The following is a 26,437-nucleotide window of genomic DNA, read 5'->3' as shown; positions in this document are numbered from 1 at the left end:
CATCCACGCGACACGTGAACAAGGAGACCCGCCTTGATACGCCCTGCCGCAGGAGTCCTCGCCGCTGCCCTGGCCGTGACGCTCCTGCCCTCCCTCCCCGCGGCGGCCGCGGCCCGGCCCCCGGCCCCGCCGTCGGACGCGAAGCTGGCCGCCGAACCGGCCCGGCACGACCTGACCCGCGAGCAGTTCTACTTCGTGCTCCCGGACCGGTTCGCGAACGGCGACCCGCGCAACGACCGGGGCGGCCTGACCGGCTCCCGGACGCAGACGGGCCTGGACCCGACGGACAAGGGCTTCTACCAGGGCGGTGACCTCAAGGGCCTGACCGACCGGCTCGACTACATCAAGGGCCTGGGGACCACGGCGATCTGGATGGCGCCGATCTTCAAGAACCAGCCGGTGCAGGGCAAGGGCGACGACGTCTCGGCCGGCTACCACGGCTACTGGATCACCGACTTCACGCAGGTCGACCCGCACTTCGGCACCAACGCCGATCTGGAGCGGCTGATCGACAAGGCGCACGGGAAGGGGATGAAGGTCTTCTTCGACGTCATCACCAACCACACCGCCGACGTGGTCGACTACCGCGAGGGCTCCTACGACTACCTGTCCAAGGGGGCCTTCCCGTACCTGACGAAGGACGGGGTGCCGTTCGACGACGCCGACTACGCCGCCGACGCAGCAGGCGGGGACGGGAAGCGGAAGTTCCCGAAGACCGGGCCCGGCACCTTCCCGCGTACGCCGTTCGTGCCCGAGGCGAAGAAGGACCTCAAGGTCCCCGCCTGGCTCAACGACCCCTCGATGTACCACAACCGCGGCGACTCCACCTTCGCCGGGGAGTCCTCCGGGCAGGGTGACTTCTTCGGCCTCGACGACCTGTGGACCGAGCGCCCCGAGGTCGTGAGCGGGATGCAGAAGATCTACGAGAAGTGGGTCAAGGACTTCGACATCGACGGCTTCCGCATCGACACGGTCAAGCACGTCGACACCGGCTTCTGGACCCAGTGGGCCACGGCCCTCGACAAGTACGCGGCCCAGCGCGGCCGGGACGACTTCTTCATGTTCGGCGAGGTCTACTCCGCCGACACCGCCGTCACCTCCCCGTACGTGACGCGCGGCCGCCTCGACGCCACCCTCGACTTCCCGCTCCAGGACGCGGTCCGCGCGTACGCCTCCCAGGGCGCGGGAGCCGGCCGGCTGGCCTCCGTACTGGCCGAGGACTACCGGTACACCAGCGACAGGGCCAACGCCTACGAGCAGGTCACGTTCCTGGGGAACCACGACATGGGCCGCTTCGGGAGCTTCCTGAAGCAGGACCGGCCGGGCGCGGGGGAGCAGGAGCTGCTGGACCGCTACCGGCTCGCCAACGAGCTGATGTTCCTCTCCCGCGGCAACCCGGTGATCTACTCCGGCGACGAGCAGGGCTTCACGGGCGCGGGCGGTGACAAGGACTCCCGCCAGCCGCTCTTCGCCTCGCAGGTCGCCGACTACCTCGATGACGACCAGCTCGGCACGGCGCGTACCCACGCGAGCGATGCTTACGATGCGGGACACCCGCTCTACCAGCAGATCAGTGCTCTCTCGAAGCTGACCAAGGCGCACCCGGCGCTGCGTGACGGCGTCCAGAGCGAGCGCCTCGCCGACGGGTCCGTCTACGCCTTCGCCCGGACCGACGCCCGCACCCGCACCGAGTACCTGGTCGCCGCCAACAACGCGGCCGAGCCCCGGACGGTGGAGATCGACGCCCCGGCCGGCGCCCAGTACCGCAGCCTGTACGGCGGCTTCGCACTGCCGCGCGCCTCCTCGGCGGGCAAGCTCCGCGTCGCCGTACCCGCCCTCGGCACGGTGGTCCTCCAGGCCACCACCCCCCTGGCCGAGCCCGCCGCCGAGCCCGCCGTGACCCTCAAGGCCCCGGCCCCCGGCGCCGCCGGCACCGTCGAGCTCTCCGCCGAGGTCACCGGAGGCGGCCTGAACCGGGTCGTCTTCGCCGCGCAGACCGGCAACGGGAAGTGGCAGGTGCTCGGTTCCGCCGACCACGCCCCCTACAAGGTCACCCAGCACGTCACCGCCCCCGCGGGCACCGCCCTGCGCTACAAGGCCGTGGTCGTGGACTCCGCGGGCCGCACCGCGAGCGCACTCGCCGAGTCCCTCGCCGGCCAGGTCCCGCCGAAGGAGACCCCCACCGCCACCCAGCGCGACTACGCCGTCGTGCACTACAACCGGCCCGACGGGGACTACACGAACTGGCGCCTCTACGCCTGGGGCGACATCGCCGAGGGCGAGGCCACGCCCTGGCCCGAGGGCCACGCCTTCACCGGCCGCGACGCCTACGGGGCCTTCGCCCACGTCAAGCTCAAGCCCGGCGCCACCTCCGTCGGCTACCTCGTCATCGACAAGGACGGCACCAAGGACGTCGCCGCCGACCGCACCATCGACGTGACCAGGACGGGAGAGATCTGGCTGGAGCAGGGCAAGGAGCCCGCCCGCACCGAACGCCCTGCCCACCCGCCGCAGGACACCACGAAGGCCGTCCTGCACTACCAGCGCCCCGACGGCGCCTACGACGGCTGGGGCCTGCACGTCTGGACCGGCGCGGCCGTCCCGACCGACTGGTCCAAGCCGCTCCTCCCGGCCCGCACCGACTCCTACGGCGCGGTGTACGAGGTTCCGCTCGCCGCCGGGGCCACCTCGCTCAGCTACATCCTGCACAAGGGCGACGAGAAGGACCTCCCCTCCGACCAGTCCCTCGACCTGAAGGCCACCGGCCACGAGGTCTGGATGCTGGGCGGCCGCCAGGAGTACCTGCTCCCGCAGCCCGCCGGTTCCGCCGCCGCCCTGGACCTCACCACCTCCAAGGCCGTCTGGATCGACCGCGACACCCTCGCCTGGGACGCCCCCGCGGCGGCCGCCTCCGTACAGCTCCTCGCCTCCCGCGAAGGGGCCGTCACCGCCGCGAACGGCGTCCTCAGCGAGGGCGGCGCGCAATGGCTGCGCCTGACCCGCTCCGAGCTCACAGCCGCCCAGAAGCAGAAGTTCCCGCACCTGGCCGAGTACGCCGCCCACACCGTGGACCCGCGCGACCGGGACCGGGTCCGCGAGGCCCTGCGCGGCCAGCTCGTCGCGAGCGCCCGCGCCGCGAACGGCGCCGTCCTCGCCGCCACCGGAGTCCAGCTCGCCGGGGTCCTGGACGACCTGTACGCGACGAACGCCCCGCTCGGCCCCGTTTTCAAGGACGGCCGCCCCACCCTCTCCGTCTGGGCCCCCACCGCCCAGCAGGTCGCCCTCGAACTGGACGGCCGCACCGTCGCCATGCGCCGCGACGACGCCACCGGCGTCTGGTCGGTGCGCGGTGAGCGGAGCTGGACCGGCAAGCCGTACCGCTACGCCGTCACCGTCTGGGCCCCGAGCACCCGCCAGGTGGTCCGCAACCTGGTCACCGATCCGTACTCCACGGCCCTGACCACGGACTCCACGCACAGCCTCGCCGTGGACCTGGCCGACCCGAAGCTCGCCCCGCCCGGCTGGCGGGACCTGCGCAAGCCCGCGCCCGTCCCCTTCACCTCCGCGCAGATCCAAGAGCTGCACGTCCGCGACTTCTCGGTCGCGGACCGCACCAGCGGCCACCCCGGGCAATACCTGGCCTTCACCGACACCGGCTCCGCCGGCATGAAGCACCTGAAGTCCCTGGCCCAGGCCGGCACCTCGTACGTCCACCTCCTGCCGGCCTTCGACATCGGCACGATCCCGGAGAAGCCCGCGGACCGCACCGAGCCCTCCTGCGACCTCAAGGTGTACGCCCCCGACTCCGAGGAGCAGCAGGCGTGCGTGGCCGCGGCCGCGGCGAAGGACGCCTACAACTGGGGTTACGACCCGCTGCACTACACCGTGCCGGAGGGCAGCTACGCGAGCGATCCGAACGGCACCGCCCGTACCGTCGAGTTCCGCAGGATGGTCCAGTCCCTCAACGGGGCCGGGCTGCGCACCGTGATGGACGTGGTCTACAACCACACCGTCGCGGCCGGGCAGTCGGACAAGTCCGTCCTGGACCGCATCGTCCCCGGCTACTACCAGCGGTTGCTCGCCGACGGCTCCGTGGCCACCTCCACCTGCTGCTCCAACACCGCCCCCGAGAACGCGATGATGGGCCGTCTCGTCGTGGACTCGGTCGTCACCTGGGCGAAGGAGTACAAGGTCGACGGCTTCCGCTTCGACCTCATGGGGCACCACCCGAAGGCCAACATCCTGGCCGTGCGCTCCGCCCTGGACGCCCTGACCGTCGAGAAGGACGGGGTGGACGGCAAGAAGATCGTCCTCTACGGGGAGGGCTGGAACTTCGGCGAGATCGCCGACGACGCCCGCTTCGTGCAGGCCACGCAGAAGAACATGGCCGGTACCGGCATCGCCACCTTCTCCGACCGGGCGCGCGACGCGGTCCGCGGCGGCGGCCCCTTCGACGAGGACCCGCGCGTGCAGGGCTTCGCCTCCGGTCTGTTCACCGAGCCGAACGGGTCCCCGGCCAACGGCACCCCGGCCGAGCAGAAGGCCCGCCTCCTGCACGCCCAGGACCTCATCAAGGTCGGCCTGTCCGGGAACCTCGCCTCGTACACCTTCACCGACACCGCCGGCCGCCGGATCAAGGGCTCCGAGCTGGACTACAACGGAGCCCCGGCGGGCTACGCGGCGGCGCCGGGCGACGCCCTCGCCTACGCGGACGCCCACGACAACGAGTCGCTCTACGACGCCCTGGTGTTCAAGCTGCCCGCCGCCACCTCCACCGCCGACCGGGCCCGCATGCAGACCGTGGCGATGGCCACGGCCACCCTCTCGCAGGGCCCGGCCCTCTCCCAGGCGGGCACGGACCTGCTCCGCTCGAAGTCCCTGGACCGCAACTCCTACGACAGCGGCGACTGGTTCAACGCCGTCCACTGGGACTGCCGCGACGGCAACGGCTTCGGCCGGGGGCTGCCCCCGGCGGCCGACAACCGCCCGAAGTGGCCCTACGCGAAGCCCCTGCTGACGGGTCCGGCCCCGGGCTGCGCCGAGATCGGCGCCACCGCGGGGGCCTACCGGGACCTGCTGAGGATCCGTACGACGGAACCGGCGTTCGCCCTCACCACCCCGCAGGCCGTCCAGGCGCAGCTGGCCTTCCCCCTCTCGGGCAAGGAGGAGACCCCCGGCGTGATCACCATGACCCTCGGGGACCTGGTGGTGGTCTTCAACGCCACGCCCACCGCGCAGGCCCAGCGCCTTCCCGCCCTCGCGGGCGGTGCGTACGCCCTGCACCCGGTCCAGGCCGCGGGCTCCGACCCCACGGTCAAGCAGGCGGCGTACCGGGCGGCGACGGGGGAGTTCACGACGCCGGCCCGCACGGTGGCGGTCTTCAAGCGCTCCTGACCGTCCGACTGCCTGACCCTCTGACCCTCTGACCCTCTGACCCTCTGAACCGTCCGAGCACCTGACGGACGACAGCAACAACGGGGCGGTGCCGGCCACGAACCGGCACCGCCCCGTCATGTCACCTCAAGCGACCCCACGCGGGGTCAGGCGGGGCTCAGACCCAGATGCGCAGGGCCTCCATCCGCCGGGACTGCCCGGTGGTGCCCACGTAGACCGGGTTCCCGCCGACCGCGTTCAGCCAGGCGTGGTCCTGCACGTGCGCCTGCGCCGCCACGCTGCCGGATCCGACCTGGAGGCCCAGTGCCTCCATCCGCCGCGACTGGCCGGTGGTGCCGACCGTCACGGCGGCGCCGTCCCCGGCGCACCGCCAGCCCTGCCAGCCGACGTCGGCGAGGTGCGCGTTGGCGCAGATGCCGCCGGTCCCGCTGGTCGCGATCACCGCGGCCTCCATCCGGCGGCTCTGCCCGATGGTCCCCGCACCCCGCCGTCGCACACCGTCGACTGCCAGCCCACGTCCTGGACATGGGCCGCGTAACAGACGACCCGGGCGTTCGGGGCGAGCGCACGCTGCCTGGCCGTCGCCGCCCGCACCTCGTCGACCACCGCGGCGGGCGCCTGTACGGACGCGGTGCCCGTGGCCGCCGTGCCACCGGCCGGGGCCGGCGCCGACGGCTGCTGCTGGGCCCCGGCCGCCCCCGCGGCCCCCAGCACGCACGCCAGCGCCATGCCTAAGACGGCTCCCGCGGTCCTGCTCCTGGAATGCTTCACTGTGTTCCCCTCCTGGTACCGACTGGTCGCGCCCATCAGTACCGTCGCGCCGGAAGGGGCGGCAAGCGAAAGTCCGTGCCGAGGCCGAGAGCGGACCGGGCATGGCGTACGCCGGACGCTTGCGCCCGGCCGTCCGCTGTGCGTGCGCGGCCGTCCGCTGTGCGTGCGCGACCGTCAGGTGTCGAGGCGGCGCTCCAGCAGGATCACCCCGTACACCCGCCCGTCCTTGGCCTGCTTCGAGGGGAACTCGCCCACGACCCGGTAGCCCGCGGAGCGGTAGTACGCGAGCAGCCGCGGGTTCGTGGACACGCAGTCCAGGCGGGCCCGCTCCCGCCCGGTCCGGGCGATCCGCCACTCCGCGTGCTCCAGGATCCGCCGCCCGGCCCCGGCGGGCGCGGCGTCGCGTTCCACCATCAGGCGGTGCACGTAGCCCGCGACGGGCGGCTGGATCCCCCAGGCCTCCTCGTCGGACCACCACAGCTCGTACGCGCCCACGACCCGCCCGTCGGCGTCCTCGGCGAGCCACACCTCGCCCTCGCGCATCTTCGCGCGGAAGTGGGCGGCGTTCTTCTCGCCCGGCTTCCACTGGTCGATCCCGTGTTTGCGCATCCACCGGGCGGCCTGGTCGTACAGCGACACCAGAATGCCGGCGTCCTTCTCCTCGGCCGGCCGGAACAACATCCCGTCGTCAATGATCACGCGGGCATTATCGCCGCGCGCTTGATCATCGCGGGTCGGGGACCCCGCCCGGAACGAGCCCGCCGAGCCGGCCGACCAGCTCCCCGAAGGGCCCGTCCGCCGGCTCCCCGGCCAGGATCCGCACCAGGATCCCCGCCATCTCCGCGTCGTACGCGGCGCTCACGGCGGCCAGCGCGGCGAAGTCGTGCACCAGCTGGAGCTCCAGCTCGGCCCGGGGGATCTTCCGCCCGTCCAGCCAGATCAGCGCGGTGGACTCGGCGAGGGACACCCACGACCGCACCACGAGATCCAGGCGCGCGGGCGGCTGCTCGACCCCGATGTGCGCGATGATCTGCTCGTACGCGGCCTGCCGGACCTCGTCGATCATGGCGTTGGCCCGGCTGCTCCCGGCCGCCGGACCTCCGCGCATCAACGCCGAGAAACCGGGCCCGTGGTCGTCGACGAAGGCGAAGAACCGCCCCATGACCCGCAGCAACCGCGCCCCGAGCGGCCCCTCCTGGGGTTCCACGAACCGCAGCGCCAACTCATCGGCGGCCCGCCGCAGCGCGGCCTCGTACAGGCTCAGCTTGCCGGGAAAGTAGTGGTAGACGAGCGGCCGCGATATCCCGGCGGCCGCCGCGATCTCGTCGATCGACACATCGTCGGGCGACCGGTGGCTGAACAGCTCCAGGGCAACCCCTATCAACTGCTGCCGCCGCTCCTCGACACCCATCCTGCGCCGCACCCCGGTTGTCATGCGGACACCCTACTTCTCCCCTCCCCACCCCTGGCCAGGGCCGGAGCGGGCTGAGGGGGCGTCAGGCCGTCAAAGGTCCAGGACGAGGCGGTCGGTCTTCGCGCGGGAGACGCACAGGAGCATCGAGTCCTCGCGCTCCTGGTCGGTGAGGAGTTCGTCGTGGTGGGCCACCTCGCCCGACAGGACCCGGTGCTGGCAGGTGCCGCAGAAGCCCTGTTCGCAGGAGTACGGGGTGCCGGGCAGGGCCCGGCGGACCGCGGTGAGGGTGGATTCGTCCGCCGCGACCTCGATCGTGCGGCCCGAGCGGTGGAGTTCGACCGTGAAGGGCTCGGCCGTGCCGGGCGCCGCCGGGGCGAAGCGTTCCAGGTGGACCGCCGCCGGATCGGGGGCGGCCTCGGTGACGGCCCGCATCAGGGGGTCCGGGCCGCAGCAGTAGATCAGGGTGCCCGGTCCGGTCGCCGCGAGCGGGCTCAGGTCGGGCAGGCCGGCCTCGTCCTGCGGGGCGATCGTGACCCGGTCGCCGTAGCGCGCGAGTTCGGGGAGGAAGGGCATGCTCGCCCGGCTGCGGCCGCCGTAGAGGAGGGTCCAGTCGGCGCCCGCGGCCGTGGCCGCCCGGAGCATCGGGAGGATCGGGGTGATGCCGATGCCGCCCGCGACGAAGACGTACGAGGGCGCCGGGACCAGCTCGAAGCGGTTGCGCGGGGGCCGCAGTTCGAGCTCGGCGCCCTCCACCAGCCGCTCGTGCGCCTCGCGGGAGCCGCCGCGGCCGTCCTCGACCAGGCGGATCGCGATCGTGTACGCCCCGGCCTCCGCCGGGTCCCCGCACAGGGAGTACTGGCGGACCAGCCCCGAGGGCAGGGTGATGTCCACGTGTGCGCCCGGGGTCCACGCCGGCAGCTCGGGGGAGCGCAGGGTCAGCCGCAGCACGCCGTCCGCCGGCTGCGTACGGGAGGTGATCAGCGCCCGCAGCGGGCGGCGCGGGGAGTAGCCCGAGACGGGGTTCTCCAGGGCCGGCAGGGGCCAGAGGGGGGACCGCGCTATGCGGTGGCGCAGGGCCCGCCTCGCCACCCAGGCCGCTCCCGCCACAGCCGTGACCGTCAGGGCGCGCCTCATGCCTTCGCACCGCCGTTCGCGCCGGGAGAGGTGGCGAGGTAGGCCGCCGCCTGGGCGGTCGAGCCCTCCTGCGAGGGGTGGTACGTACGGGAGAGGTACTTCGGGACGGACTTCAGCATGGAGCCCGTGGAGGGCAGCACCCCCTGCTGCCCTGCCCGGAAGAACTGGCCGAAGGAGGCCTTTCCGTCCACCAGGTGCGGGTCGTTCTCCATGAAGAACCGCACGCCCCGCTGCCACAGGAAGACCAGGGCCGAGAAGCCGGTCGCCCAGGTCCGGGCCCGGCGGCGGTAGTTGCCGTCCACGTGCATGAAGAGGTCGAAGGCAACCGACCGGTGCTCGACCTCCTCCGCCCCGTGCCAGCGCAGCAGGTCCAGCATGGTGGGGTCGGCGCCCCGCCGGTCCAGCTCCTCGGCGTTCAGGATCCAGTCGCCGAGGAACGCCGTGTAGTGCTCGATCGCCGCGATCATCGCGACGCGCTCCATCAGCCACCAGTGGCGCGCCCGGCCCGGCGGCAGGGTCCGGTCACCGAGCAGCTTCTCGAAGAGCCAGTCCACCTGCGCGGTGTAGGGGGTCGGGTCCAGGCCGAGCCGCTTGAGGTGGGGCAGTACGTCGTCGTGCGCGGCGGCGTGCATGGCCTCCTGGCCGATGAAGCCGACCACGTCCGCGCGCAGTTGCTCGTCCTCGATGTACGGGAGCACCTGCTTGTAGACGTGCACGAACCACCGCTCACCCGCGGGGAGCAGCAGGTGCAGCACGTTGATCATGTGCCCGGCGAACGGGTCGTTCGGCAGCCAGTGGAGGGGGGTGTCCTCCCAGCCGAAGGACACCTTCCGCGGGGCGAGGTCTATGTGTTCCGACGCCACGGGGGCGGGCGCGAGCGGCGTATTAGACATGGCGTCAATGTACTGATGGGTAGAAGGGAGGAGAACCCCTCTGCGCCCATTTCCTGGACCCCGGGCCGATCGGCTCCGGGGACCGGACCGCCAGTCCCGCGCGACCGCTCCGCCCGCGCGACCGCCAGTCCCGCGGGCTGAGCGGCCGCCCGGCGACCGCTCAGCGCAGCACGCCCGCCTTGGTGCCGTCAGTGAGTTTGCCCGACAGGTCGACCTGGGCGCCCGCCGGAGCCTTGACGGCCAGTCGGTTTCCGTTGGCGGACCCGTTGACCCCGCCGCCGGACACCGCCAGCGAGGCGAACTGCGCACTGCCCGCCGCGAGCACGTACCACTGGCCCGCCCGCGATTTCCACAGCACGCCCGCCAGCACCCGCGGCTCCCGCGGCCCGCACGCCGGGGACCCCTCCGACCTGGCCGCCTGCGCCGCCAGCGCGGCGCCCGGGGCAAGGAACTGGGCCTGCACCCGGTCGGCCGTGCCCTGCCAGGTCTCGGCCCGCGTGCACAGCCAGGCCGCCGTGCCGTCGCCCTCGGGCAGCGGCTGCTTCGCGTAGGTCCAGGCGTTGACCGTGCGGACCCCGTGCGAGCGGACCGAGGGCAGCAGACAGGCGATCCTCGACCAGTCGCCGAGTTCCGCGGCCTCCGCCACATCGCGCTCGGCGCCCGGCGCGCCCGAGGTCAGCCGGGCCGGGGTCAGTTCACCGAGGTCGGTGATCAGCCGGGTGGCGCCGTCACCGGTGAGGGCCAGGGCGTTCCAGCCGGTACAGCTGCCCGACGGGGCGGGGCCCGCCACCGGCGGGGTGACCCCCTCCGGGGTCAGCTTCAGCGCGGCCGGGGCGTCGCCGGGCTTGAGCAGGTCGCGCAGGGCCGCGCCGGTGACCCAGGGCGCGGCGAGGTAGCGGACGTTCCCGTCGACCCGGCTGAGCACCAGCGCGGTCGCGGTGTCCGCCGAGGCCCCGTCGGTCCGGGCGAAGTCGAGGGCGGCGCCCGCGGTCCCGGTGCGCGGTTCGGCGTACCGCACCACGCGCAGCCCGTCGTACAGCAGGACCACCACGGCCTGGTCGACGGCGCCCGCGAACAACAGCTGCGGGGGGCCCATCGGCGGCCCGGCGGGGGTGCCGGGCGTCGCCGAGACGACCACGGAGGAGCCGGGGCGCGCCCAGACGGCCAGCGCCCGGCGCAGCAGCTCCGCGTCGTCGGCGCGTTCGCCGCGCGCGGGCCATGCGGAGAAGTCCGTACGGGAGGACGTGCGCCAGAGCGCGGGCGCCGCCCGGACCAGCTTCGCCGGATCAAGGGCCTGCTCGGCGGCGGCGTTGCGCGCGTACGGCGGGGCGGCGGCCCCGTCCGCGCCCCAGCCCCCGCCGGGCAGCGCGAGCAGCGCCCCGCACACCGCGAGGGCCGCTCCGGCGGCGAGGGCGGCCCGGGTCAGCCTGCGCCGGCGCAGCAGGTCGGTGGGCCGGGCCTGGAGCACGCACGGGTCGAACTCGGGGGAGGCGAACAGCGCATCGTGCACCGGGTCCCCGGACCCGGCGACCGCGGCGGCGGGGTCCGCCACCCCGGCCTCGGTGAGCACCCGGAGCACCTCCGCCTCGGGCAGCCGCTCCAGGGCCCGCAGCACGCAGGCGGCCCGCCCGGGGCCGTCGAGGGTGGCCAGCCACTGGTCCAGGGCCAGCTCCTCGGCCCCGCCGGAGCGCGGGAACAGCCGCAGCCCCCACACCTGGGGGAGCACCGGCGGGAGCTGCGCGCGCCGCGGCAGGGCCCGGAACGTCAGCGGGATCCCGGCCTCCAGGGCGGCGCGCAGCACGCGCAGCCGCACGTACGGATACCCGGAGTCGTCCGCCCCGCGCTGGCCCGGGACCCCGCCCCGTACGGCGGCCGCGTCGGAGTCGGCGGCCCGCCGCCCGCGCGGCAGGGCCCGCTGGACGAGCGAATGGGCGGTGAGCACCCTCCGGTTGCGGCCGAGGGCGGGCGGCAGCACCAGGTAGGCGAGCCGCACCAGCCGCGCGTAGTGCTCGACGATGGCGGCCTCGGCCTGTTCGACGTCGGGAGACAGGGGGCGGGTGGCGGTATCCGGCGCAGTCACGTTCAGCAGAACGAGCGAATCGTCCGATGGTCACCCGTCGCCAGCGCAGACGTTCGGACCCGTGCGTCCCCAGGAGGTGTCCGGGCTCAGCCCACCAGACGGGCGCGCAGCGCCTCGACCGTCTCGTCGGAGACCCCGAGCCCCTCGCGCACGTACTTCTCCATGGAGCCGTAGCGCGTCTCGACCTCGTCCATCGCGGCCCGCAGGTACGAGGGGAAGACGCCGATCAGCGCGAGCGCCAGGTCCGGGTCGCCGCCGGCCGCCGTGAAGCCCTCGATCATCGGGGCGAAGGCCTGCCTGACCGCCGGATTCACGGAGAGGTACTCGGCGACGATCGTCTCGTCGTCGGCGCCGAGCAGCGCCAGGACGACGGTCGCGCCCCAGCCCGTACGGTCCTTGCCGGCCGTGCAGTGGAAGAGCAGCGGCCCGGCGTCGGGGTCGGCGAGCTCGGTGAGCAGGGTCCGGTACGCGGCCTGGCCGGAGCCGGAGGTCACGAACGACCGGTAGATGTCGGCGAACAGCGCCTGCACCTTGCCGCCGCCCAGGTGCTCCTGGGCCACCGCCGGGTCGGCGAGCAGGTCCTTGAGCTGCGCGGCGGCGGGCATCCGGCCCGCGCTCACCTTGTCCGCCAGTACGTCCTCCACCAGGACGCGTATGCCTTCCGGTACCTGGTCGGGGTGGGCCACGCGCTCCGCCTCGGTGCGGAAGTCGATGACCGTACGCAGGCCCAGCGCGGCCACGGCCGGGTCGGCGTCGAGGTCGAGCCGGTCGAGCTGGCCCGAACGCAGCACCAGGCCGGTGCGGACGGTGCGGCCGCCGGAGAGCGGGGTGCCGCCGAGGTCGCGGAAATTGGCGACGGTGGTGGAGGGCGTGGCGGTCATCTTGGCAGCTCCAGCGTGGTGCGCGTTATTCGTGTCATATAGCGATCTGTGCAATTTTCTGATGGTTTGCCCCGGAGCGAAAATCGGCGGCCAGCGAGACCCCGATGCCGAGCCCCAGGGCCGCCAGGTGTCCGGCGTCGGTGAAGGTCCGGTCGCGCCGCAGGACCGGCGCCGCGGCCAGCGCGAGCAACCCGATCCGGGCGGCAGTGCGGACCGGCCCGCGCGGCAGGGCCGAGGTCAGGGCGCCGAGCACGGCGTTGAACCCGTAGCTGGTCCCCACGTCCAGGGCCCGCCGGACGCCCGGATCGGGCGTCCGGCGCAGGGCCCCGTAGACCAGGAGGGTCGCGGTCGTGTGCCCGAAGAGGAACACCGCGGCCGTCCACCAGGCGCCGTACGCGTACTCGGCGTACCCGAGGACCGCGACGAGCAGCAGCGCGTACGGCAGGGGCATCGGCTCCTCGACGACGAAGGCGCTGCTGACCAGCGTCTCCCAGCGCCCGGCGGCGAGATTGTCGACATTCGTCGAGCAGGTCCGGAGCACGTGCTCCCGCTCCGGCGCCCCGATCCGCTCCAGCGCGTACGCGCCGAGCTGCACCGCGCCCGCGTACACCGCCCCCAGTGGCAAAGGATTCACCCGCCCATGATCGGACACCACCCTCCGGCGGGCGTCACCGGGCCTCGTGGGAGCATGATCCGGCCATGTCTGAGAGTTCCGCGCCGATGCGCGTCCTGCGGGCCGCGATGTTTGCGGCGGTGTGCGTCGCTTTGGGTGCGGTGGGGCATTCATTCATGTCCGGAGCGGATGTTCCCTTCCTGGGGCTTCTGCTTGCCTTCGGGGTGACCGGCGGGCTCGCCTGGCTCGGCGCCGGGCGGCGCCGGGGACCCGTGGGGATCGCCCTCGCGCTGCTCTCCGTACAAGGGGTGCTGCACCTCGTCTTCTCGGGCAGCCAGGCGTCCCGTTCCCCGCACGCGGCCCCGGCCGCGCCGCCCGCCTCCGCGCCGGAACCGGCGCACGGGCACGCGCACCACCACGTGCCGGGCATGGACATGGGCGCCCTGCCCGCCCCGCCGCCGGACCCGTCGGGGACGGCCGACCTGGCGGGGACGGCTGACATGGCGGGGACGGCCGACATGGCCGGGATGGCCGACATGGCGGGAATGGCCGGGCACGGGGGCGCCGGGATGATCGCCGCGCACGTGCTCGCGGGGCTGTTCTGCGCCCTGTGGCTGGCCTGGGGCGAGGCCGCCGTCTTCCGGCTGACCGGGATCCTGGGCTCCGCCGCGCTGCTCGCGGCCCGGCCGCTCTCCCGCGCGCTCGCCCTGGCGGCGGTCCGGACCGCCGCGCCGACGGCGCCCGCCCTGCCGCCGGGCCGGCCCGCGAGGAGACGGCCGCGGCGGCTGCGGGGAGCCGTGCACGCCCACTCCGTCGTGCGGCGGGGGCCGCCCGTCCGGGGTTCGCGGTACCGAGCCACGGCCCCCGGCCGTCCTGCCTGCGCCTGAGTGGCGAACGGCGGGACCGGGGGTCGATTTCCCCTGTTCTCGCCACCCCCTAGGACCACCATGTCTCTTGACGAGATCCACCATGTCCGCACGCCGGAAGCATCCGCTCCGGACGACTCCGCCACGGACGGCCCCGCGCCGGACCCCTCCGCGCCGGACTCCTCCGCGCCCGACGGCACCGCTCCGGGCGCCGCGATACCCCGGCGCGGCGGCTGGGCGGCCCTGCGGCCGCTGTTCCTGCGCCTGCACTTCTACGCGGGCCTGCTGATCGCCCCGCTGCTGTTCCTCGCCGCGGCCACCGGGCTGCTGTACGCCGGCTCGTGGCAGGCCGAGAAGATCCTCTACGCCGACGAGCTGACCGTCGCCCGGGTCGGCGACGCCGTCCGGCCGCTCAGCGCCCAGGTCGAGGCGGCCCGGGGCGCCGCGCCGCGGGGCGAGGTCCTGTCCGTGTGGCCCGCGCCCGACGCCGAGGCCACCACCCGGGTGATCATGGAGAGCCCCGGCCTCCCCGAGGGCGAGACCCTCACCGTGTTCGTCGACCCGTATACGGCCGAGGTGCGCGGTCAGCTCGCCACCGTCGGCGACGCCCTGCCGCTGCGGGCCTGGCTGAGCGAGTTCCACTCCAGCCTCCAGCTCGGGGAGTCCGGCCGCATCTACAGCGAGCTCGCCGCGAGCTGGCTGTGGGTGGTCGCCCTGGGCGGCCTCGGTCTGTGGATCGGCCGCCGCCGCAAGCGCAAGGCGGAACTCGTCCTCCCGGACCGCAAGGCCACCGGCCGGCGCCGCACCCTGTCCTGGCACGGGACCGTCGGCCTCTGGGCCGTCGCCGGCCTCGTCCTCCTCTCCGCGACCGGCCTGACCTGGTCCAAGTACGCCGGGGAGAACATCGGGCAGCTCCAGGACGGCCTCGGCGGCGCCACGCCCGCCGTCTCGGCGGCCCTGGCCCCCGGCGCGGCCGCGGGCGGCGCCGACGAGCACGCCGGGCACATCCCCCAGACTCCGTCCGGGGGGACCCCCAGGACCGAGGGCATGGAGATGCCGCCCGCCGCGCCCACCGCCGACATCGGCATCGACCGCGCCGTCGAGGCCGCGCGGGCCGCCGGGGTCACCGAGTCCCTCCAGGTGACCCTGCCGGCCAAGGGCAAGGGGTACGTGGTCAAGGAGAAGGACAAGCAGGTGCCGGTGCACCTGGACGCCGTCGCCCTCGACCCCGCCGACGGCCGGGTCCTGGACGAACTGCGCTTCGCCGACTACCCCGTGCTCGCCCAGCTGACGCGCTTCGGCATCGACCTGCACATGGGCCTGACCTTCGGCCTCGCCAACCAGCTCGCGCTGGCCGCGCTCGCCGTCGCGGTGATGTTCCTGGTGTTCTGGGGCTACCGGATGTGGTGGCTGCGCCGTCCGACGAAGGACCGCAAGCTGTCGGCGGGCCGTGCGCAGCCGCGCGGCGCCTGGCGGAAGCTGCCGGTGACGGCCCTGCTGCCGCTGGCCGCGGTGACCGCCCTGGTCGGCTGGTTCATCCCGCTGCTGGGGATCAGCCTGCTCGTGTTCCTGGCGGTCGACGTCCTGCTCGGCTTCGTCGCCTCCCGCCGCCGCGGGGCGGCGGCCGTCTAGCTCCGCAAGGCAAAGGTGGGCCCGTACTCCTTCGCGGAGCACGGGCCCACCGTCATGTCAGCGCGCCCGTCAGGGCGTGTACTTGTAGCCCACGCGGCGCACCGTCTGGATCGAGCCGCGGTGGGCGGCGCCCAGCTTGCGGCGCAGGCGGGCGATGTGGACGTCCACCGTCCGGCCGTCGCCGACGTGCCCGTAGCCCCAGACCGTGGTCACCAGCTGGTCGCGGCTGTGCACCCGGTGCGGGTGCGCCACCAGGTGGGCCAGCAGCTCGAACTCCAGGTACGTCAGGTCGAGCACCTGCCCGTCGACCTCGGCCGTGCGCTGCGCCGGGTCGATGCGGACCGTGCTGTCGCCCACGGTGCCGGCGGCGTCCGAGGCGGGCGCCTGGGGGGTCTGCGGGGCGGCAACGGCCTGCGGGGCGAAGGCGATCGGCGGCTGCTGGTCGGCCGGTACGAGGACCAGGTAGCCGACCATCGGCGGGCGGCCCGGCAGCGCCGGCAGGGTGTGCTGGGGGGCGGGCAGCCAGGTGGCCCCGGGCGGGAGGAGTTCCACCACGCGGGCCACCTCGTCCCGGTCCACGGCGCGCAGCCGGTGGCGGGCACTGGGAGGGAAGGGGGGCAGGGCGGCGGTCGCAGCGGAGGAAGCGGAGGTCAGGGTACGGGTGTTGGCCATGAGTGGTCAGCTCTTTCACGCGGAGTGGTCGGCAGGAGACGTACGGAAGGACGTCGTCGTACCGCGCAGACCGAAGGCCCCGGGAAGGTCTGGTGGGAGGTTCCGGAGGCTTTAGAGGGCCGGCGCGTTCTTCGCGCGGCAACACACCCGGTCGAAATCGTGATCCTGACGGGAAGGCCAGAACGGCTCGAGGTCGCTGCGACCGGTCGAGGTGTGCGAGTAGCTGGCCATGCGCTCATTCAAGCAGATGTGCGGTGCCCGGGGCAGACCCCGTCTCAACTCGTGGAGCGGAATCTCAAATTCCGCGAGAGGGTCTCCACGGGACGCCGGTAGATCCCCGGCCAATCGGGACATACCGCGAACGGGCGACGCCCGCCGGGCCACGGGGGCTCGGCGGGCGTCGTCGGACAAGCGGGGTACCGCGTACCGCGGGTGAAGCGGGTGGAGCAGGTAGAGCGGATGGAGCGGATGGAGCCGGGCGCCGCGGGGAGGTGCGGCGGCCGCCGGTCCTCAGACCAGGCCGTCCTTCTCCAGGCCGGCGCAGCAGGTGTCCGTGATGAGGCGGGTCACCACGTACGGGTCCACGTTCGCGTTCGGACGGCGGTCCTCGATGTAGCCCTTGCCGTCCTTCTCCACCTGCCACGGGATGCGGACCGAGGCGCCGCGGTCCGAGACGCCGTAGCTGAACTCGTTCCACGGGGCCGTCTCGTGCAGGCCCGTCAGGCGCTCGTCGATGCCGGCGCCGTAGTTCTTGACGTGGTCGAGCGGCTTGCTGCCCTCGCCCAGGGCCTCGCACGCGGAGATGATCGCGCGGTAGTCCTCGCGCATCGCCTTGGTGGAGAAGTTGGTGTGCGCGCCCGCGCCGTTCCAGTCGCCCTTCACCGGCTTCGGGTTGAGCGTCGCCGACACGTTGAAGTCCTCGGCGGTGCGGTAGAGCAGCCAGCGGGCGATCCACAGCTGGTCGGAGACCTCCAGCGGACCGACGGGGCCGACCTGGAACTCCCACTGGCCGGGCATGACCTCGGCGTTGATGCCGGAGATGCTCAGGCCCGCCGCGAGGCAGTGGTCCAGGTGCTTCTCGACGATCTCGCGGCCGAAGATCTCGTCCGAGCCGACACCGCAGTAGTAGCCGCCCTGCGCGGCCGGGAAGCCGTTGACCGGGAAGCCGAGCGGCCGGGTGCCGTCGAAGAAGGTGTACTCCTGCTCGATGCCGAAGATCGGCTCCTGGCCCGCGAACTTCTCGGCGACCGGGCGCAGCAGTGCGCGGGTGTTCGAGGCGTGCGGGGTCATGTCGATGTTCAGGACCTCGCACAGCACGAGGACGTCGTCCCCGCCGCGGATCGGGTCCGGGCAGGAGAACACCGGGTTGAGCACGCGGTCGGAGGCGTGGCCCTCGGCCTGGTTGGTGCTCGAACCGTCGAAGCCCCAGATCGGCAGCGCGTCGCCGTCGGCAAGGATCTTCGTCTTCGAGCGAAGCTTCGCCGTCGGCTCGGTGCCGTCGATCCAGATGTACTCAGCCTTGTAGCTCACGGGCCCCATCCTCAGACTCTGCGGGTGCTGCTGGTCGCTGCTTCATCGCTGCGGTGATGACCGCAGCGTGCCCGGCCGCGATTTCCCTTCCGTTGCCCGTGTGTGAACCCCGTGTTACCGAGGTTTGCACCGCAGGTCGGGCGGGTTGTGCGGGTTGGTGGGGGAGCACCCTTCAGGGTGGGGCAGACTGGGCAGGTGAGCATTTCGTCTGATTTGAGCCCCGCTGGAGACAACTCCGGGAGCGCCGCCGGCCGGCCCCCCTCGGACCGCCGCCCCCGGGTCGGGCTGCTGGGCACCGGTCCCTGGGCCCACCGGACCCACGCCCCCGCCCTCGCCGCGCACACCGGTTCCGAGTTCGCCGGAGTGTGGGGCCGCCGGCCCGAAGCCGCCGCCGAGCTGGCGCAGGCGTACGGCGTGAAGGTGTACGAAGACCCCGACGCGCTGTTCGCCGACTGTGACGTCGTGGCCTTCGCCCTGCCGCCGGACGTACAGGCCCCGCTCGCCGTCCGCGCCGCCGCCGCGGGCTGCCACCTCCTGCTCGACAAGCCCGTCGCCACCGAGGTGGAGGACGCCCGGGCCGTCGCCGACGCCGTGAAGCGGCACGGCGTCGCCTCCGTCGTATTCCTCACCCTCCGCTTCGCCGAGCCGACCTCCGGCTGGGTCGCGGAACAGGCCGCCCGCTCGGGCTGGTTCACCGCCGCGGCCCACTGGCTCGGCGCCGTCTTCCCGCCCGACGGCGCGCCCAGCGCCTACGCGGACTCGCCCTGGCGCAAGGCCAAGGGCGGGCTGTGGGACGTCGGCCCGCACGCGCTGTCCGTCCTGATCCCGGTCCTCGGCGAGGTCACCGAGGTCAGCGCCACCCGGGGCCCCTCCGACGTGGTCCAGCTGGCCCTGCGGCACTCCTCCGGCGCGGCCAGCACCGCCGTGCTCAGCCTGGGCGCGCCGCGCGCCGCCGCCGGGGTGGGCCTGGAGCTGCGCGGGGCCGAGGGCGTCTTCTCGCTGCCCGGCTGGAGCGACGTACCGGGCGCCTACGGGCGGGCCCTGGACGCGCTGCTCGACTCGGCCCGGACCGGGGTGCCGGACCCGCGCGGGGCGGAGTTCGGGGCGCGGCTGACGGAGATCCTCGCCGAGGCGCAGGAGCAGGTCCCGGCCGGCTGACCGCCCTCGTCGGCCGCTACTTGATGACGGCGTTCGCCACGATGATGGCCAGGCCGATCGTGGCGTCCGCCAGGCCGATCAGCAGGGCGGAGCGCAGCCGGTAGCCCACCCGGAGCGCGACCACCGAGCCCAACGCGAACAGCAGCGCGGTGTTCAGGCCGAGGCCGACGGCGGTCACCCCGTACGAGTCCCAGTCGACGATCCCCGAGACGACCAGCAGCAGGACGGTGGGGAGGGTGGCCGCGATCATCGGCCACTCGTGCCACAGCGCCAGGACCAGCAGCCGCCACCGGTGCGAGGCGGAGTCCTGCTGGTGGGAGGCCATGTGGTGCGCGTAGCCGTGCGCGAGCGCGGCGGTGGCCGCCGTGACGAGCACCCAGCTGGCGTCGTAGAACGGGGTGAAGTCCCCGCCCTTCTGGTCCAGCGCGGCGAGCAGCCCGCTGGCCAGGACCGTCCCGTAGACCCCGCCGAACATCCAGTCGGCCCCGCGCCGCCCCGGCGCGCCCCGAGGTGTGCCGGGGCTGGTCTGCGGCTGCTGCTGCTCGTTCACGATGGATCCTTTGGTGTACTTCATCCCTCTTTGGTCCGGATGTCACCCTACGAGGTGTCGAGGTCGGGACGAGATGAAGGCCGCCGCACCCGCCCCTCCGCCCGGCCGGCCGCGCGCCGGGCGGTCAGGCGCGCGGCTCCGCCGCGAAGACGGCGTGGGTGGCCGTCAGGAAGCGGCGCACGGTGTCCCGTTCGGCGGGATCGAAGGAGTCGAGCACCTGGAGCACCCCGTCGATCAGGGGGCCGAAGAACTCCCGGCCCAGGCGGATCGCCGCAGGCTCCACGCGCAGCAGGATCCGCCGCCGGTCGCGCTCGTCACGGATCCGGGCCACGTGGCCGAGCCGCTCCAGCCGGTCGATCACGGAGGTGGTGCCCGCCGAGTTGAGACCGAGCCGGGCGCCGAGCAGGCCGGCCGTGGCCGGCTCGTCCGCGCGGGCCGCGTCGAGCAGGCAGATCAGGGCCCGCACGTCGGTGGCGTGCATGCCGTTGCGGGCGGCGAACTCCGCCTGGCGCAGGCCGAACTCGACGGTCACCGCCCGCAGGAGGTGCACCAGCTGCAGGTTGCCGGGTTCCCGGGCAGCGGTTTCCTGGTTGTCGTCCACATCGCCTCCGTCTAGGATCTCTCGCTCAGCGAGATTATCGCCCAGCGAGGCATTGGAGCCGTCATGTCCCGGACCTCCTCCTTCCGCGCCGCCTACGACGAGGTGCTCGGCCAGTGGCCCGGGCCCGTCGAGACCGTCGAGCTGCCCACCCCGTACGGGGTCACCCGCGTCAACAGCTGCGGCCCCTCCGGCGCCCCGCCGCTGGTGCTGCTGCCCGGCGGCGGGTCCACCTCCACCGTGTGGGGCGCCTGCGCCGCCGCCGGGGCGGCCCGCACGCACCGGATGCACGCCGTGGACCTGGTCGGCGATCCCGGGCTCAGCGTCCCGGCACCGGGGCGGACGCTCCGGTCCGTCGCGGACCTGGTCGGCTGGCTCGACGCGGTCCTCGACGGGCTCGGCCCGCACGGGCCGGTCACGCTCGGCGGGCACTCGTACGGGGCGTGGATCGCCGCCCACTACGCCGCCGCGCGCGCGGCCCGGCTCGGCCGCCTCGTGCTGCTCGACCCGACCCAGGTCTTCGCCGGGCTCCGGCCCGGGTACGTCCTGCGCGCGCTGCCCGTGCTGGTGCGGCCCACCCCGGAGCGGATCCGCTCCTTCCTCGGCTGGGAGACCGGCGGGGCCGCGCTCGACCCGGCCTGGCTGCGGCTGCAGGACGAGACCGCCGGCTTTCCCGCCGTACGCCCGGTCACCGGGCCGCGCCCGGACCTGGGGGCGTTCGCCGGACTGCCGGGCGCGCGGGTCGACGTGCTGTTCGCGGAGCACGCCCGCTGCCACGACGCCGGGCGCGCGGCCCGGGCCGCCCGCGAGGCGCTGCCGGGCGCGCGCGTCGACGTACTGCCCGGCGTCGCGCACCACGCGCTGCCGCTGACGGCGGCCGCTGAGATCGCCCGCCGGCTCGCGGAGTAGGGCCTAACCGTTGCGGGACAGCGCCTCGCGGACGGCCTCCTCGGAGCGGGCGACCACGGCCGTGCCGTCCTCGGCGGTGATGATCGGGCGCTGGATGAGCTTCGGGTGCGCGGCCAGGTGGGCGATCCAGCGTCCCCGCGCCGCCTCGGTCTCCTCGCGTGGCAGTTCCCGTACTCCGGTCTCCCGGGCCAGCGGGTCCGAGGTGCGGGTGATGTCCCAGGGCTCCAGCCCGAGCCGCCCGAGCACCTCGCGGATCTCGTCCTCGGAGGGCACGTCCTCCAGGTAGCGGCGCACGGTGTACTCGGCGCCCTCGGCGTCCAGCAGGGTCAGCGCGCTGCGGCACTTGGAACAGGCGGGATTGATCCAGATCTCCATGCCCCCAGCCTAGGCCGTCCCCTCGGATCCCTGACGTCGAAGGCCGGTCTGGCCAGGGGCTTCTGTCAGTGGCCCCCGGTAAAATCGAGGGAGAACGACAGGACGCCAACTACCGTTTGGGAGGCTGTAGATGGCCACTGCCACCATCGTCCAGCAGGTCAAGAAGAAGCCACTGCCGGCGGGTCTGCCCCGCGAGTGGTACGAGAGCCACAACCGCCGCCTCAAGGCGATGCGGCTGGCCATATCCCTGCTCGACTCGGGGACGTACGACGCTCAGCGCGCCACCAACCGGAAGATCCGGACCATGGCCGTCCGGACGGGCATCCGCCGCCCGTCCAACGTCACCTGCAAGATGGTGCGCGCCTTCATCCGCGAGGCGTAGCGGCCCGGCCCGTCAGCGCGGAACCTCCGGGAAGCCCGCCGCGGCTTCCCGGAGGCCGGCCGCGCCCGCGATCCCGTCCATCGACAGCAGCAGCAGGGCCACGTCGTCGCGCGGCCCCCCGCCGGAGAAGGCCACCAGGTCCCGCCACACCGCCCGGACCAGGCCCGACGGGTCCCTCGACAGCACCGGCACCCGGGCCGCCAGCGGGTAGAAGTGCCCCGCCGCGTCCCGGGCCTCCGTCACCCCGTCGGTGTACAGCAGCAGCCGGTCCCCGGATGCCAGCCGTACTTCGGCCACGGTGGGCGGGGCAGGTCCCGCGAGTCCCAGGCCCAGCGGCGGACCCGGTTCCACCGCCACTTCCTCGACCTTGGTCCCGCGCAGCAGCAGGGCCGGCGGATGCCCGCACGAGACGATCCGTACGAGTTCCCGCCCGGGCGGGAACTCCAGCAGCACCGCCGTCACGAACAGCTCCGGCTGCCCGGCGGACCCGTCCGCCGACTGCCCCGCGTCCGCCAGCAGCCGCCGGTCCAGCCGGGCCGCCACCGCCACCAGTTCCGCGTCGTCCAGCACCGCCTCGCGGAAGGACCCGAGCAGCCCCGCCACCGTGGCGACCGCGGCCAGCCCGTGCCCCTGCACGTCGGCGACCAGCGCCCGTACCCCGTACGGCCCCGCCCGTACGTCGTACAGGTCGCCGCCGACCAGCGTGCCGCGCTGCGCCGCCCGGTACAGCCCGGAGCAGCGCACCTGGCCGACCTGCGGCGGCACCGGCGGGAGCACCGCCAGCTGGGCCGCCTCGGCCACCGTCCGTACGCTGACCAGCTGGGCGTCCCGGCGCCGCCGCACCCAGGCGATCACCACGCTCAGCAGCCCCACCGCGGCGACCGTGGCCAGGTCGGAGCCGCGGGCGTGGGCCACGCCGAGGGCCGGTACGCCGAGCAGGAGCAGCACCACCCCGGCGAAGAACGCCGTACCGGCGGCCCCGTACGCGAAGGCGGCCACCGGCGGCAGACCGGCCAGGAAGTAGCCCAGCTCCACGTCACCCGGGGTGGCCCGCTGCGCGAGCACCAGCACCAGCAGCGCCACGGCGGGCGCGAGCCGCGCCCAGCGCGGTGGTGGCTCCCCGCGCAGCCAGCCCGGCTCCTCGCGTCCGCGTCTCACCCCTCCACCCTCGTACCGGGGCCGTGCCCGCGCGACCCCGGACCCGCCCCACGGGTGGCAGGGCGCCGCCGGGGCCACGACAGTGGGGGCGTGACGGACGAAGAAACCTCCGGCAGGACGCCGAGCCCGGCGCACATCGAAGCCCACGGCGCCGGTGACGGCGGGATCAGCGCGGGGATCAGCACCCGGCTCAACTGGCTGCGCGCGGGTGTCCTCGGCGCCAACGACGGGATCATCTCCACGGCGGGACTGGTGGTCGGCGTGGCCGGCGCCACCACCTCCCGCCCCGCGATCCTGGCCGCGGGCGTCGCCGGGCTGCTGGCGGGGGCGCTGTCGATGGCGGCGGGGGAGTACGTCTCCGTCAGCTCCCAGCGGGACTCCGAACGGGCCGCGCTGGAGACCGAGCGGCGCGAGCTGGCCGCGGAGCCGGAGGCCGAGCTGGACGAACTGACCGAGCTGCTGTCCGAGCGGGGCCTGAGCCGCGAGGTGGCCCGGGAGGCGGCCGAACAGCTGACGGAACGGGACGCGCTGCGGGCCCACGCCCGCGTCGAACTCGGCATCGACCCCGACGAACTGGCCAACCCCTGGCACGCGGCCTTCGCCAGCCTCATCGCCTTCACCGTGGGCGCGCTGCTCCCGCTGCTGGCGATCATCCTGCCCGGCCCGTCCGTCCGCGTCCCCGTCACCGTGGTGTCCGTGCTCGCCGCCCTCACGCTGTGCGGAGTGCTCAGCGCGCGCCTGGGCGGAGCCCCGGTCGCGCGCGCGGTCCTGCGCAACGTCCTGGGCGGCGCCCTGGCCATGGCGGTCACCTACGCGGTGGGCACCTGGCTGGGCACCGCCACCTGACACCCGGACCCGTCCGGCAAATCCAGCCCCGCCGGCGTTTGAGGCGCGGGGTCTGGGGCGGAGCCCCAGGTCCCGGCGGAGCCGGGCCACGGCGGGCGGCCCCGTAGGCGATGAGGCCCGCCCGGATCCACTGAAGCCAGCGCAGCGATCCGGCAGGATGGGCCCATGCGTATAGCGGTCACCGGTTCCACCGGGCTCATCGGCAATGCCCTCGTACGGTCCCTCCGGGCGGACGGCCACGAGGTGGTCCGCTTCGTGCGCCGGGCGCCCGCCGCCGCGGACGAGGCCCGGTGGGACCCCGCGGGCGGATACGTCGACCCGGCCGGGCTGACCGGCTGCGCGGCGGTCGTGCACCTGGCCGGGGCCGGGGTGGGGGAGCACCGCTGGACCACCGCGTACAAGAAGGAGATCCGCGACAGCCGGGTCCTGGGCACCGCCGCGCTCGCCACCGCGCTGGCCGCGCTCGACGAGCCGCCCGCCGTGTTCGTCTGCGGCTCCGCCATCGGCTACTACGGAGACACCGGCGACCGGCCCGTGGACGAGGACGCCCCCGCCGGGCAGGGCTTCCTGCCCTCGGTCTGCGTGGAGTGGGAGGCGGCCGCGGAGCCGGCCCGCGCGGCCGGGATCCGTACCGCCTTCGCCCGTACCGGCCTGGTCGTGGCGGGCGAGGGCGGGGCCTGGGGACGGCTGTTCCCGATCTTCCGCGCGGGCATCGGCGGCCCGCTCGGCAACGGCCGCCAGTACTGGTCGTACATCTCCCTCCGGGACGAGATCGCCGCCCTGCGGCACATCATCGACACCCCCGGCATCGAAGGCCCGGTCAACCTCACCGGCCCCGAGCCGCTGACCAACCGCCAGGTCAGCGCCGCCATGGGCCGGGTGCTGCGGCGGCCCGCGCTGCTGCCCGTACCGGCCCTGGCCCTGCGGATCGTGCCCGGCGAGTTCTCCGAGGACGTTCTGGGCAGTCAGCGGGTCCTGCCCGCCCGGCTGCTGGAGTCGGGCTTCGTCTTCCGCGACCCCGGCATCGAGGAGGCCATCCGCGCCGCGCTCTAGTGCTGTGGCCGGAAAGGTTTGCCGGGCGGTGTGACCCGGCAAACCTTTCCGGTCACAGCACTAGGTCGTGTGCGACCGGCGTGCGACCGTTCGTGACCCGGATGCGACCGTTGTGCGACCGGAGTTGACCGGAATAGCCGACCGAACTCGGGTTCCCCTGGAGCCGGTTGGGGGAAGGAGGATCCCCACACAGCCGCGCCGACCTCGGGGAGGGGCACGTGCTCAGCAGCGCACACCATGCCGCGCACCATGCGGACGTCGTCATCGTAGGAGCCGGAGTCTCGGGACTCGCGGCCGCGCACCACCTGATCGCGGCGGGGGTCACCGTCACCGTCCTGGAGGCCGCGGACGATCCCGGCGGCCGGATGGCCACCGAGTCGGCCGACGGGTTCCGGCTGGACCGGATCGGCCAGTTGCTCAACACCTCGTACACCGAACTGACCCGCACCCCCGGCCTGGAGGGCCTGACCCTGCGCCCCTTCGCGCCCGGGGTCCTGGTCCACACCGACGGCAAACAGCTCCGGGCCGGGGCGCTCACCCCGGCCCGCGCCCTGGCCAGCGGCTCCCTCGACCAGGCCCGGCTCAGCGCCGCCCTCGGCCGGCTCGCCGCCCTGCCGGAGGAGCGGCTGCTCGCCCGCCCCGAACGCACCACCTCCGCCGCCCTGCGCTCGCGCGGCCTGCCGCCCCGCACCGTCAACGCGGTGCTGCGCCCGCTGCTCGCCACCCTGCTGCGCGATCCGGAGCTCACCACCTCCAGCCGCGTCGCCGACCTCGCCCTGCGCACCTTCGCCCGCGGCCGCCTCGCCGTGCCCGAAGGAGGCGCAGCGGCCCTGCCCGCCCTGCTCGCCGAGGGCCTGCCGCCCGGAACCGTCCGCACCGGCATCCGGGTCCGCTCGGTGGCGACCAACCTCGTCACCACCGAGGAGCACGGCGACTTCAGCTGCCGCTCGGTCCTGCTGGCCACCGGGGCCCGCGCCGCCGCCGGACTCCTGCCCGGCCTGCGCGTGCCCGAGTTCCACGAGGTCACCGTCCTGCACCACGCCACCGCCACACCCCTGCCCTGGGACGGCTCGCTGCTCCTGGACGGCGACCCCAAGTGGCCCGTGGCCCACACCGCCGTGATGAGCGCGGTCGACCCGGCGCGGGCCCCGGCCGGCCGGAGCCTGGTCACCACGACCGTGCTCGGCCCGCCGCCGCCCCTGCGTACGGTCGCCTCCCGCCTGGCGCGGCTGTACGAGACCGCGACCCGCGAATGGGAGCTGCTCGCCGTCCACCACACCCGGGAGGCCGTCCCCGCCATGCCCCCGTCGCACGACCTGCGCCGACCGGTACGCGTCCTGGCCGGGCTGTACGTGTGCGGGGACCACCGCGACACCAACACCGTGCAGGGGGCACTGCGCTCGGCCCGCCGCGCCACCACCGCCGTGCTGCGCGACTTCGGCATCCCGCTACCGGCCACCCCGGAACCGGCGCTCCCGGTGGCGGCCTGAGAACCACCCGATGAAGCCGGCGAGGCATGTCCGGCCTC

Annotated in this window: 24 protein-coding genes; 9 read left to right on the top strand and 15 right to left on the bottom strand. The window is 74.1% G+C overall.

All coding sequences use genetic code 11. The annotated features are described in order from the left end of the window. Positions 1 to 33: 33 nt before the first annotated feature. Positions 34 to 5,394: a pullulanase-type alpha-1,6-glucosidase gene (pulA, locus tag AB0D94_RS22075; protein WP_362054565.1), complete on the top strand. Its 5,361-nt coding sequence runs from the start codon at positions 34 to 36 to the stop codon at positions 5,392 to 5,394. Positions 5,395 to 5,551: 157 nt separating this feature from the next. On the opposite strand, the gene AB0D94_RS22070 is transcribed toward pulA, so the two are convergent. From AB0D94_RS22070 to AB0D94_RS22030, 9 genes are all read right to left on the bottom strand, one after another. Beyond that, entirely contained in the window at positions 5,552 to 5,836 is a 285-nt protein-coding gene (locus AB0D94_RS22070; RefSeq protein ID WP_362054562.1) for a hypothetical protein, read from the bottom strand. Further along, on the bottom strand, positions 5,833 to 6,165 hold the full coding sequence (locus AB0D94_RS22065; RefSeq protein WP_362054559.1) for a hypothetical protein: 333 nt from the start codon (positions 6,163 to 6,165) through the stop codon (positions 5,833 to 5,835). Before AB0D94_RS22065 ends, AB0D94_RS22070 begins: the two co-directional genes overlap by 4 nt. 174 nt (positions 6,166 to 6,339) lie before the next feature. Then, on the bottom strand, positions 6,340 to 6,864 hold the full coding sequence (locus tag AB0D94_RS22060; protein ID WP_362054556.1) for a GNAT family N-acetyltransferase: 525 nt from the start codon (positions 6,862 to 6,864) through the stop codon (positions 6,340 to 6,342). Between the two features lie 25 nt (positions 6,865 to 6,889). Further along, a complete protein-coding gene (locus AB0D94_RS22055) occupies positions 6,890 to 7,600 on the bottom strand; it encodes a TetR/AcrR family transcriptional regulator (RefSeq protein WP_362054553.1) in 711 nt (236 codons plus the stop codon). Between the two features lie 69 nt (positions 7,601 to 7,669). Next, entirely contained in the window at positions 7,670 to 8,713 is a 1,044-nt protein-coding gene (locus AB0D94_RS22050) for a PDR/VanB family oxidoreductase (RefSeq protein ID WP_362054550.1), read from the bottom strand. Continuing rightward, a complete protein-coding gene (locus tag AB0D94_RS22045; protein ID WP_362054547.1) occupies positions 8,710 to 9,606 on the bottom strand; it encodes a metal-dependent hydrolase in 897 nt (298 codons plus the stop codon). The genes AB0D94_RS22050 and AB0D94_RS22045 overlap by 4 nt, the downstream gene beginning before the upstream one ends. Before the next feature lie 160 nt (positions 9,607 to 9,766). After that, positions 9,767 to 11,695 carry a hypothetical protein gene (locus AB0D94_RS22040; RefSeq protein ID WP_362054675.1) on the bottom strand — a complete coding sequence of 643 codons (1,929 nt, stop codon included), beginning with the start codon at positions 11,693 to 11,695 and terminating at the stop codon, positions 9,767 to 9,769. Between the two features lie 77 nt (positions 11,696 to 11,772). Next, positions 11,773 to 12,567 carry a tyrosine-protein phosphatase gene (locus tag AB0D94_RS22035; RefSeq protein ID WP_362054544.1) on the bottom strand — a complete coding sequence of 265 codons (795 nt, stop codon included), beginning with the start codon at positions 12,565 to 12,567 and terminating at the stop codon, positions 11,773 to 11,775. Between the two features lie 34 nt (positions 12,568 to 12,601). Beyond that, complete coding sequence (locus tag AB0D94_RS22030; RefSeq protein ID WP_362054541.1) at positions 12,602 to 13,201, bottom strand: rhomboid-like protein; 600 nt, start codon at positions 13,199 to 13,201, stop codon at positions 12,602 to 12,604. A 65-nt stretch (positions 13,202 to 13,266) separates the two neighbouring features. On the opposite strand from AB0D94_RS22030, the gene AB0D94_RS22025 reads away from it, so the two are divergent. Beyond that, entirely contained in the window at positions 13,267 to 14,067 is an 801-nt protein-coding gene (locus AB0D94_RS22025) for a hypothetical protein (protein WP_362054538.1), read from the top strand. A 60-nt stretch (positions 14,068 to 14,127) separates the two neighbouring features. Continuing rightward, positions 14,128 to 15,678 carry a PepSY domain-containing protein gene (locus tag AB0D94_RS22020; protein ID WP_362054535.1) on the top strand — a complete coding sequence of 517 codons (1,551 nt, stop codon included), beginning with the start codon at positions 14,128 to 14,130 and terminating at the stop codon, positions 15,676 to 15,678. A 69-nt stretch (positions 15,679 to 15,747) separates the two neighbouring features. Here AB0D94_RS22020 and AB0D94_RS22015 read toward each other — a convergent pair whose 3' ends face one another. Further along, positions 15,748 to 16,350, bottom strand: a complete 603-nt coding sequence (locus AB0D94_RS22015) for a winged helix-turn-helix domain-containing protein (RefSeq protein ID WP_362054532.1) — start codon at positions 16,348 to 16,350, stop codon at positions 15,748 to 15,750. A 510-nt stretch (positions 16,351 to 16,860) separates the two neighbouring features. Continuing rightward, on the bottom strand, positions 16,861 to 17,880 hold the full coding sequence (gene glnII, locus AB0D94_RS22010) for a glutamine synthetase (protein ID WP_362054529.1): 1,020 nt from the start codon (positions 17,878 to 17,880) through the stop codon (positions 16,861 to 16,863). A gap of 285 nt (positions 17,881 to 18,165) precedes the next feature. Here glnII and AB0D94_RS22005 point away from each other — a divergent pair, with 285 nt between their 5' ends. Continuing rightward, the gene (locus AB0D94_RS22005; RefSeq protein WP_362054672.1) at positions 18,166 to 19,038 is read left to right on the top strand and encodes a Gfo/Idh/MocA family oxidoreductase; all 873 of its coding nucleotides are present in this window, start codon (positions 18,166 to 18,168) and stop codon (positions 19,036 to 19,038) included. 16 nt (positions 19,039 to 19,054) lie between these two features. On the opposite strand, the gene AB0D94_RS22000 is transcribed toward AB0D94_RS22005, so the two are convergent. After that, on the bottom strand, positions 19,055 to 19,588 hold the full coding sequence (locus AB0D94_RS22000; RefSeq protein ID WP_362054526.1) for a hypothetical protein: 534 nt from the start codon (positions 19,586 to 19,588) through the stop codon (positions 19,055 to 19,057). 124 nt (positions 19,589 to 19,712) lie between these two features. After that, positions 19,713 to 20,189, bottom strand: a complete 477-nt coding sequence (locus AB0D94_RS21995) for a MarR family transcriptional regulator (RefSeq protein WP_362054523.1) — start codon at positions 20,187 to 20,189, stop codon at positions 19,713 to 19,715. Between the two features lie 63 nt (positions 20,190 to 20,252). Here AB0D94_RS21995 and AB0D94_RS21990 point away from each other — a divergent pair, with 63 nt between their 5' ends. Next, on the top strand, positions 20,253 to 21,095 hold the full coding sequence (locus AB0D94_RS21990) for an alpha/beta hydrolase (protein WP_362054520.1): 843 nt from the start codon (positions 20,253 to 20,255) through the stop codon (positions 21,093 to 21,095). Between the two features lie 3 nt (positions 21,096 to 21,098). Here the strand turns inward: AB0D94_RS21990 and AB0D94_RS21985 are convergent, their stop codons facing one another. Beyond that, on the bottom strand, positions 21,099 to 21,470 hold the full coding sequence (locus AB0D94_RS21985) for an ArsC/Spx/MgsR family protein (protein ID WP_362054517.1): 372 nt from the start codon (positions 21,468 to 21,470) through the stop codon (positions 21,099 to 21,101). A gap of 130 nt (positions 21,471 to 21,600) precedes the next feature. Here AB0D94_RS21985 and AB0D94_RS21980 point away from each other — a divergent pair, with 130 nt between their 5' ends. Continuing rightward, positions 21,601 to 21,852, top strand: coding sequence for a hypothetical protein (locus AB0D94_RS21980; RefSeq protein ID WP_362054514.1), 252 nt, complete (start codon positions 21,601 to 21,603; stop codon positions 21,850 to 21,852). Between the two features lie 12 nt (positions 21,853 to 21,864). On the opposite strand, the gene AB0D94_RS21975 is transcribed toward AB0D94_RS21980, so the two are convergent. After that, a complete protein-coding gene (locus tag AB0D94_RS21975) occupies positions 21,865 to 23,010 on the bottom strand; it encodes a PP2C family protein-serine/threonine phosphatase (RefSeq protein ID WP_362054511.1) in 1,146 nt (381 codons plus the stop codon). A 135-nt stretch (positions 23,011 to 23,145) separates the two neighbouring features. Between AB0D94_RS21975 and AB0D94_RS21970 the strand changes: the two genes are divergently transcribed. The 3 genes from AB0D94_RS21970 (at position 23,146) to AB0D94_RS21960 (ending at position 26,399) form a co-directional block, all read left to right on the top strand. Then, a complete protein-coding gene (locus tag AB0D94_RS21970) occupies positions 23,146 to 23,856 on the top strand; it encodes a VIT family protein (protein WP_362054669.1) in 711 nt (236 codons plus the stop codon). A gap of 165 nt (positions 23,857 to 24,021) precedes the next feature. After that, entirely contained in the window at positions 24,022 to 24,909 is an 888-nt protein-coding gene (locus AB0D94_RS21965; RefSeq protein ID WP_362054508.1) for a TIGR01777 family oxidoreductase, read from the top strand. Between the two features lie 218 nt (positions 24,910 to 25,127). Beyond that, positions 25,128 to 26,399: an FAD-dependent oxidoreductase gene (locus AB0D94_RS21960; RefSeq protein WP_362054504.1), complete on the top strand. Its 1,272-nt coding sequence runs from the start codon at positions 25,128 to 25,130 to the stop codon at positions 26,397 to 26,399. The last annotated feature ends 38 nt before the right edge of the window (positions 26,400 to 26,437 follow it).

Origin of the sequence: Streptomyces sp. NPDC048255 (genome assembly GCF_040652415.1) — a bacterium.
Taxonomy (GTDB): Bacteria; Actinomycetota; Actinomycetes; order Streptomycetales; family Streptomycetaceae; genus Streptomyces.
The sequence above is the reverse complement of the archived record's forward strand: the minus strand, read 5'-3'. Positions and strand labels throughout refer to the sequence as shown.

Excerpts from the sequence above, each read along its gene's own strand:
- AB0D94_RS22025 (WP_362054538.1), top strand. The coding sequence starts at position 13,267 with ATGTCTGAGAGTTCCGCGCCGATGCGCGTCCTGCGGGCCGCGATGTTT.
- AB0D94_RS21980 (WP_362054514.1), top strand. The coding sequence starts at position 21,601 with ATGGCCACTGCCACCATCGTCCAGCAGGTCAAGAAGAAGCCACTGCCG.
- AB0D94_RS21985 (WP_362054517.1), bottom strand. The coding sequence starts at position 21,470 with ATGGAGATCTGGATCAATCCCGCCTGTTCCAAGTGCCGCAGCGCGCTG.
- AB0D94_RS21990 (WP_362054520.1), top strand. The coding sequence starts at position 20,253 with ATGTCCCGGACCTCCTCCTTCCGCGCCGCCTACGACGAGGTGCTCGGC.
- AB0D94_RS22055 (WP_362054553.1), bottom strand. The coding sequence starts at position 7,600 with ATGACAACCGGGGTGCGGCGCAGGATGGGTGTCGAGGAGCGGCGGCAG.
- AB0D94_RS22035 (WP_362054544.1), bottom strand. The coding sequence starts at position 12,567 with ATGACCGCCACGCCCTCCACCACCGTCGCCAATTTCCGCGACCTCGGC.
- AB0D94_RS22045 (WP_362054547.1), bottom strand. The coding sequence starts at position 9,606 with ATGTCTAATACGCCGCTCGCGCCCGCCCCCGTGGCGTCGGAACACATA.
- AB0D94_RS22020 (WP_362054535.1), top strand. The coding sequence starts at position 14,128 with ATGTCTCTTGACGAGATCCACCATGTCCGCACGCCGGAAGCATCCGCT.
- AB0D94_RS21965 (WP_362054508.1), top strand. The coding sequence starts at position 24,022 with ATGCGTATAGCGGTCACCGGTTCCACCGGGCTCATCGGCAATGCCCTC.
- AB0D94_RS22050 (WP_362054550.1), bottom strand. The coding sequence starts at position 8,713 with ATGAGGCGCGCCCTGACGGTCACGGCTGTGGCGGGAGCGGCCTGGGTG.
- AB0D94_RS22015 (WP_362054532.1), bottom strand. The coding sequence starts at position 16,350 with ATGGCCAACACCCGTACCCTGACCTCCGCTTCCTCCGCTGCGACCGCC.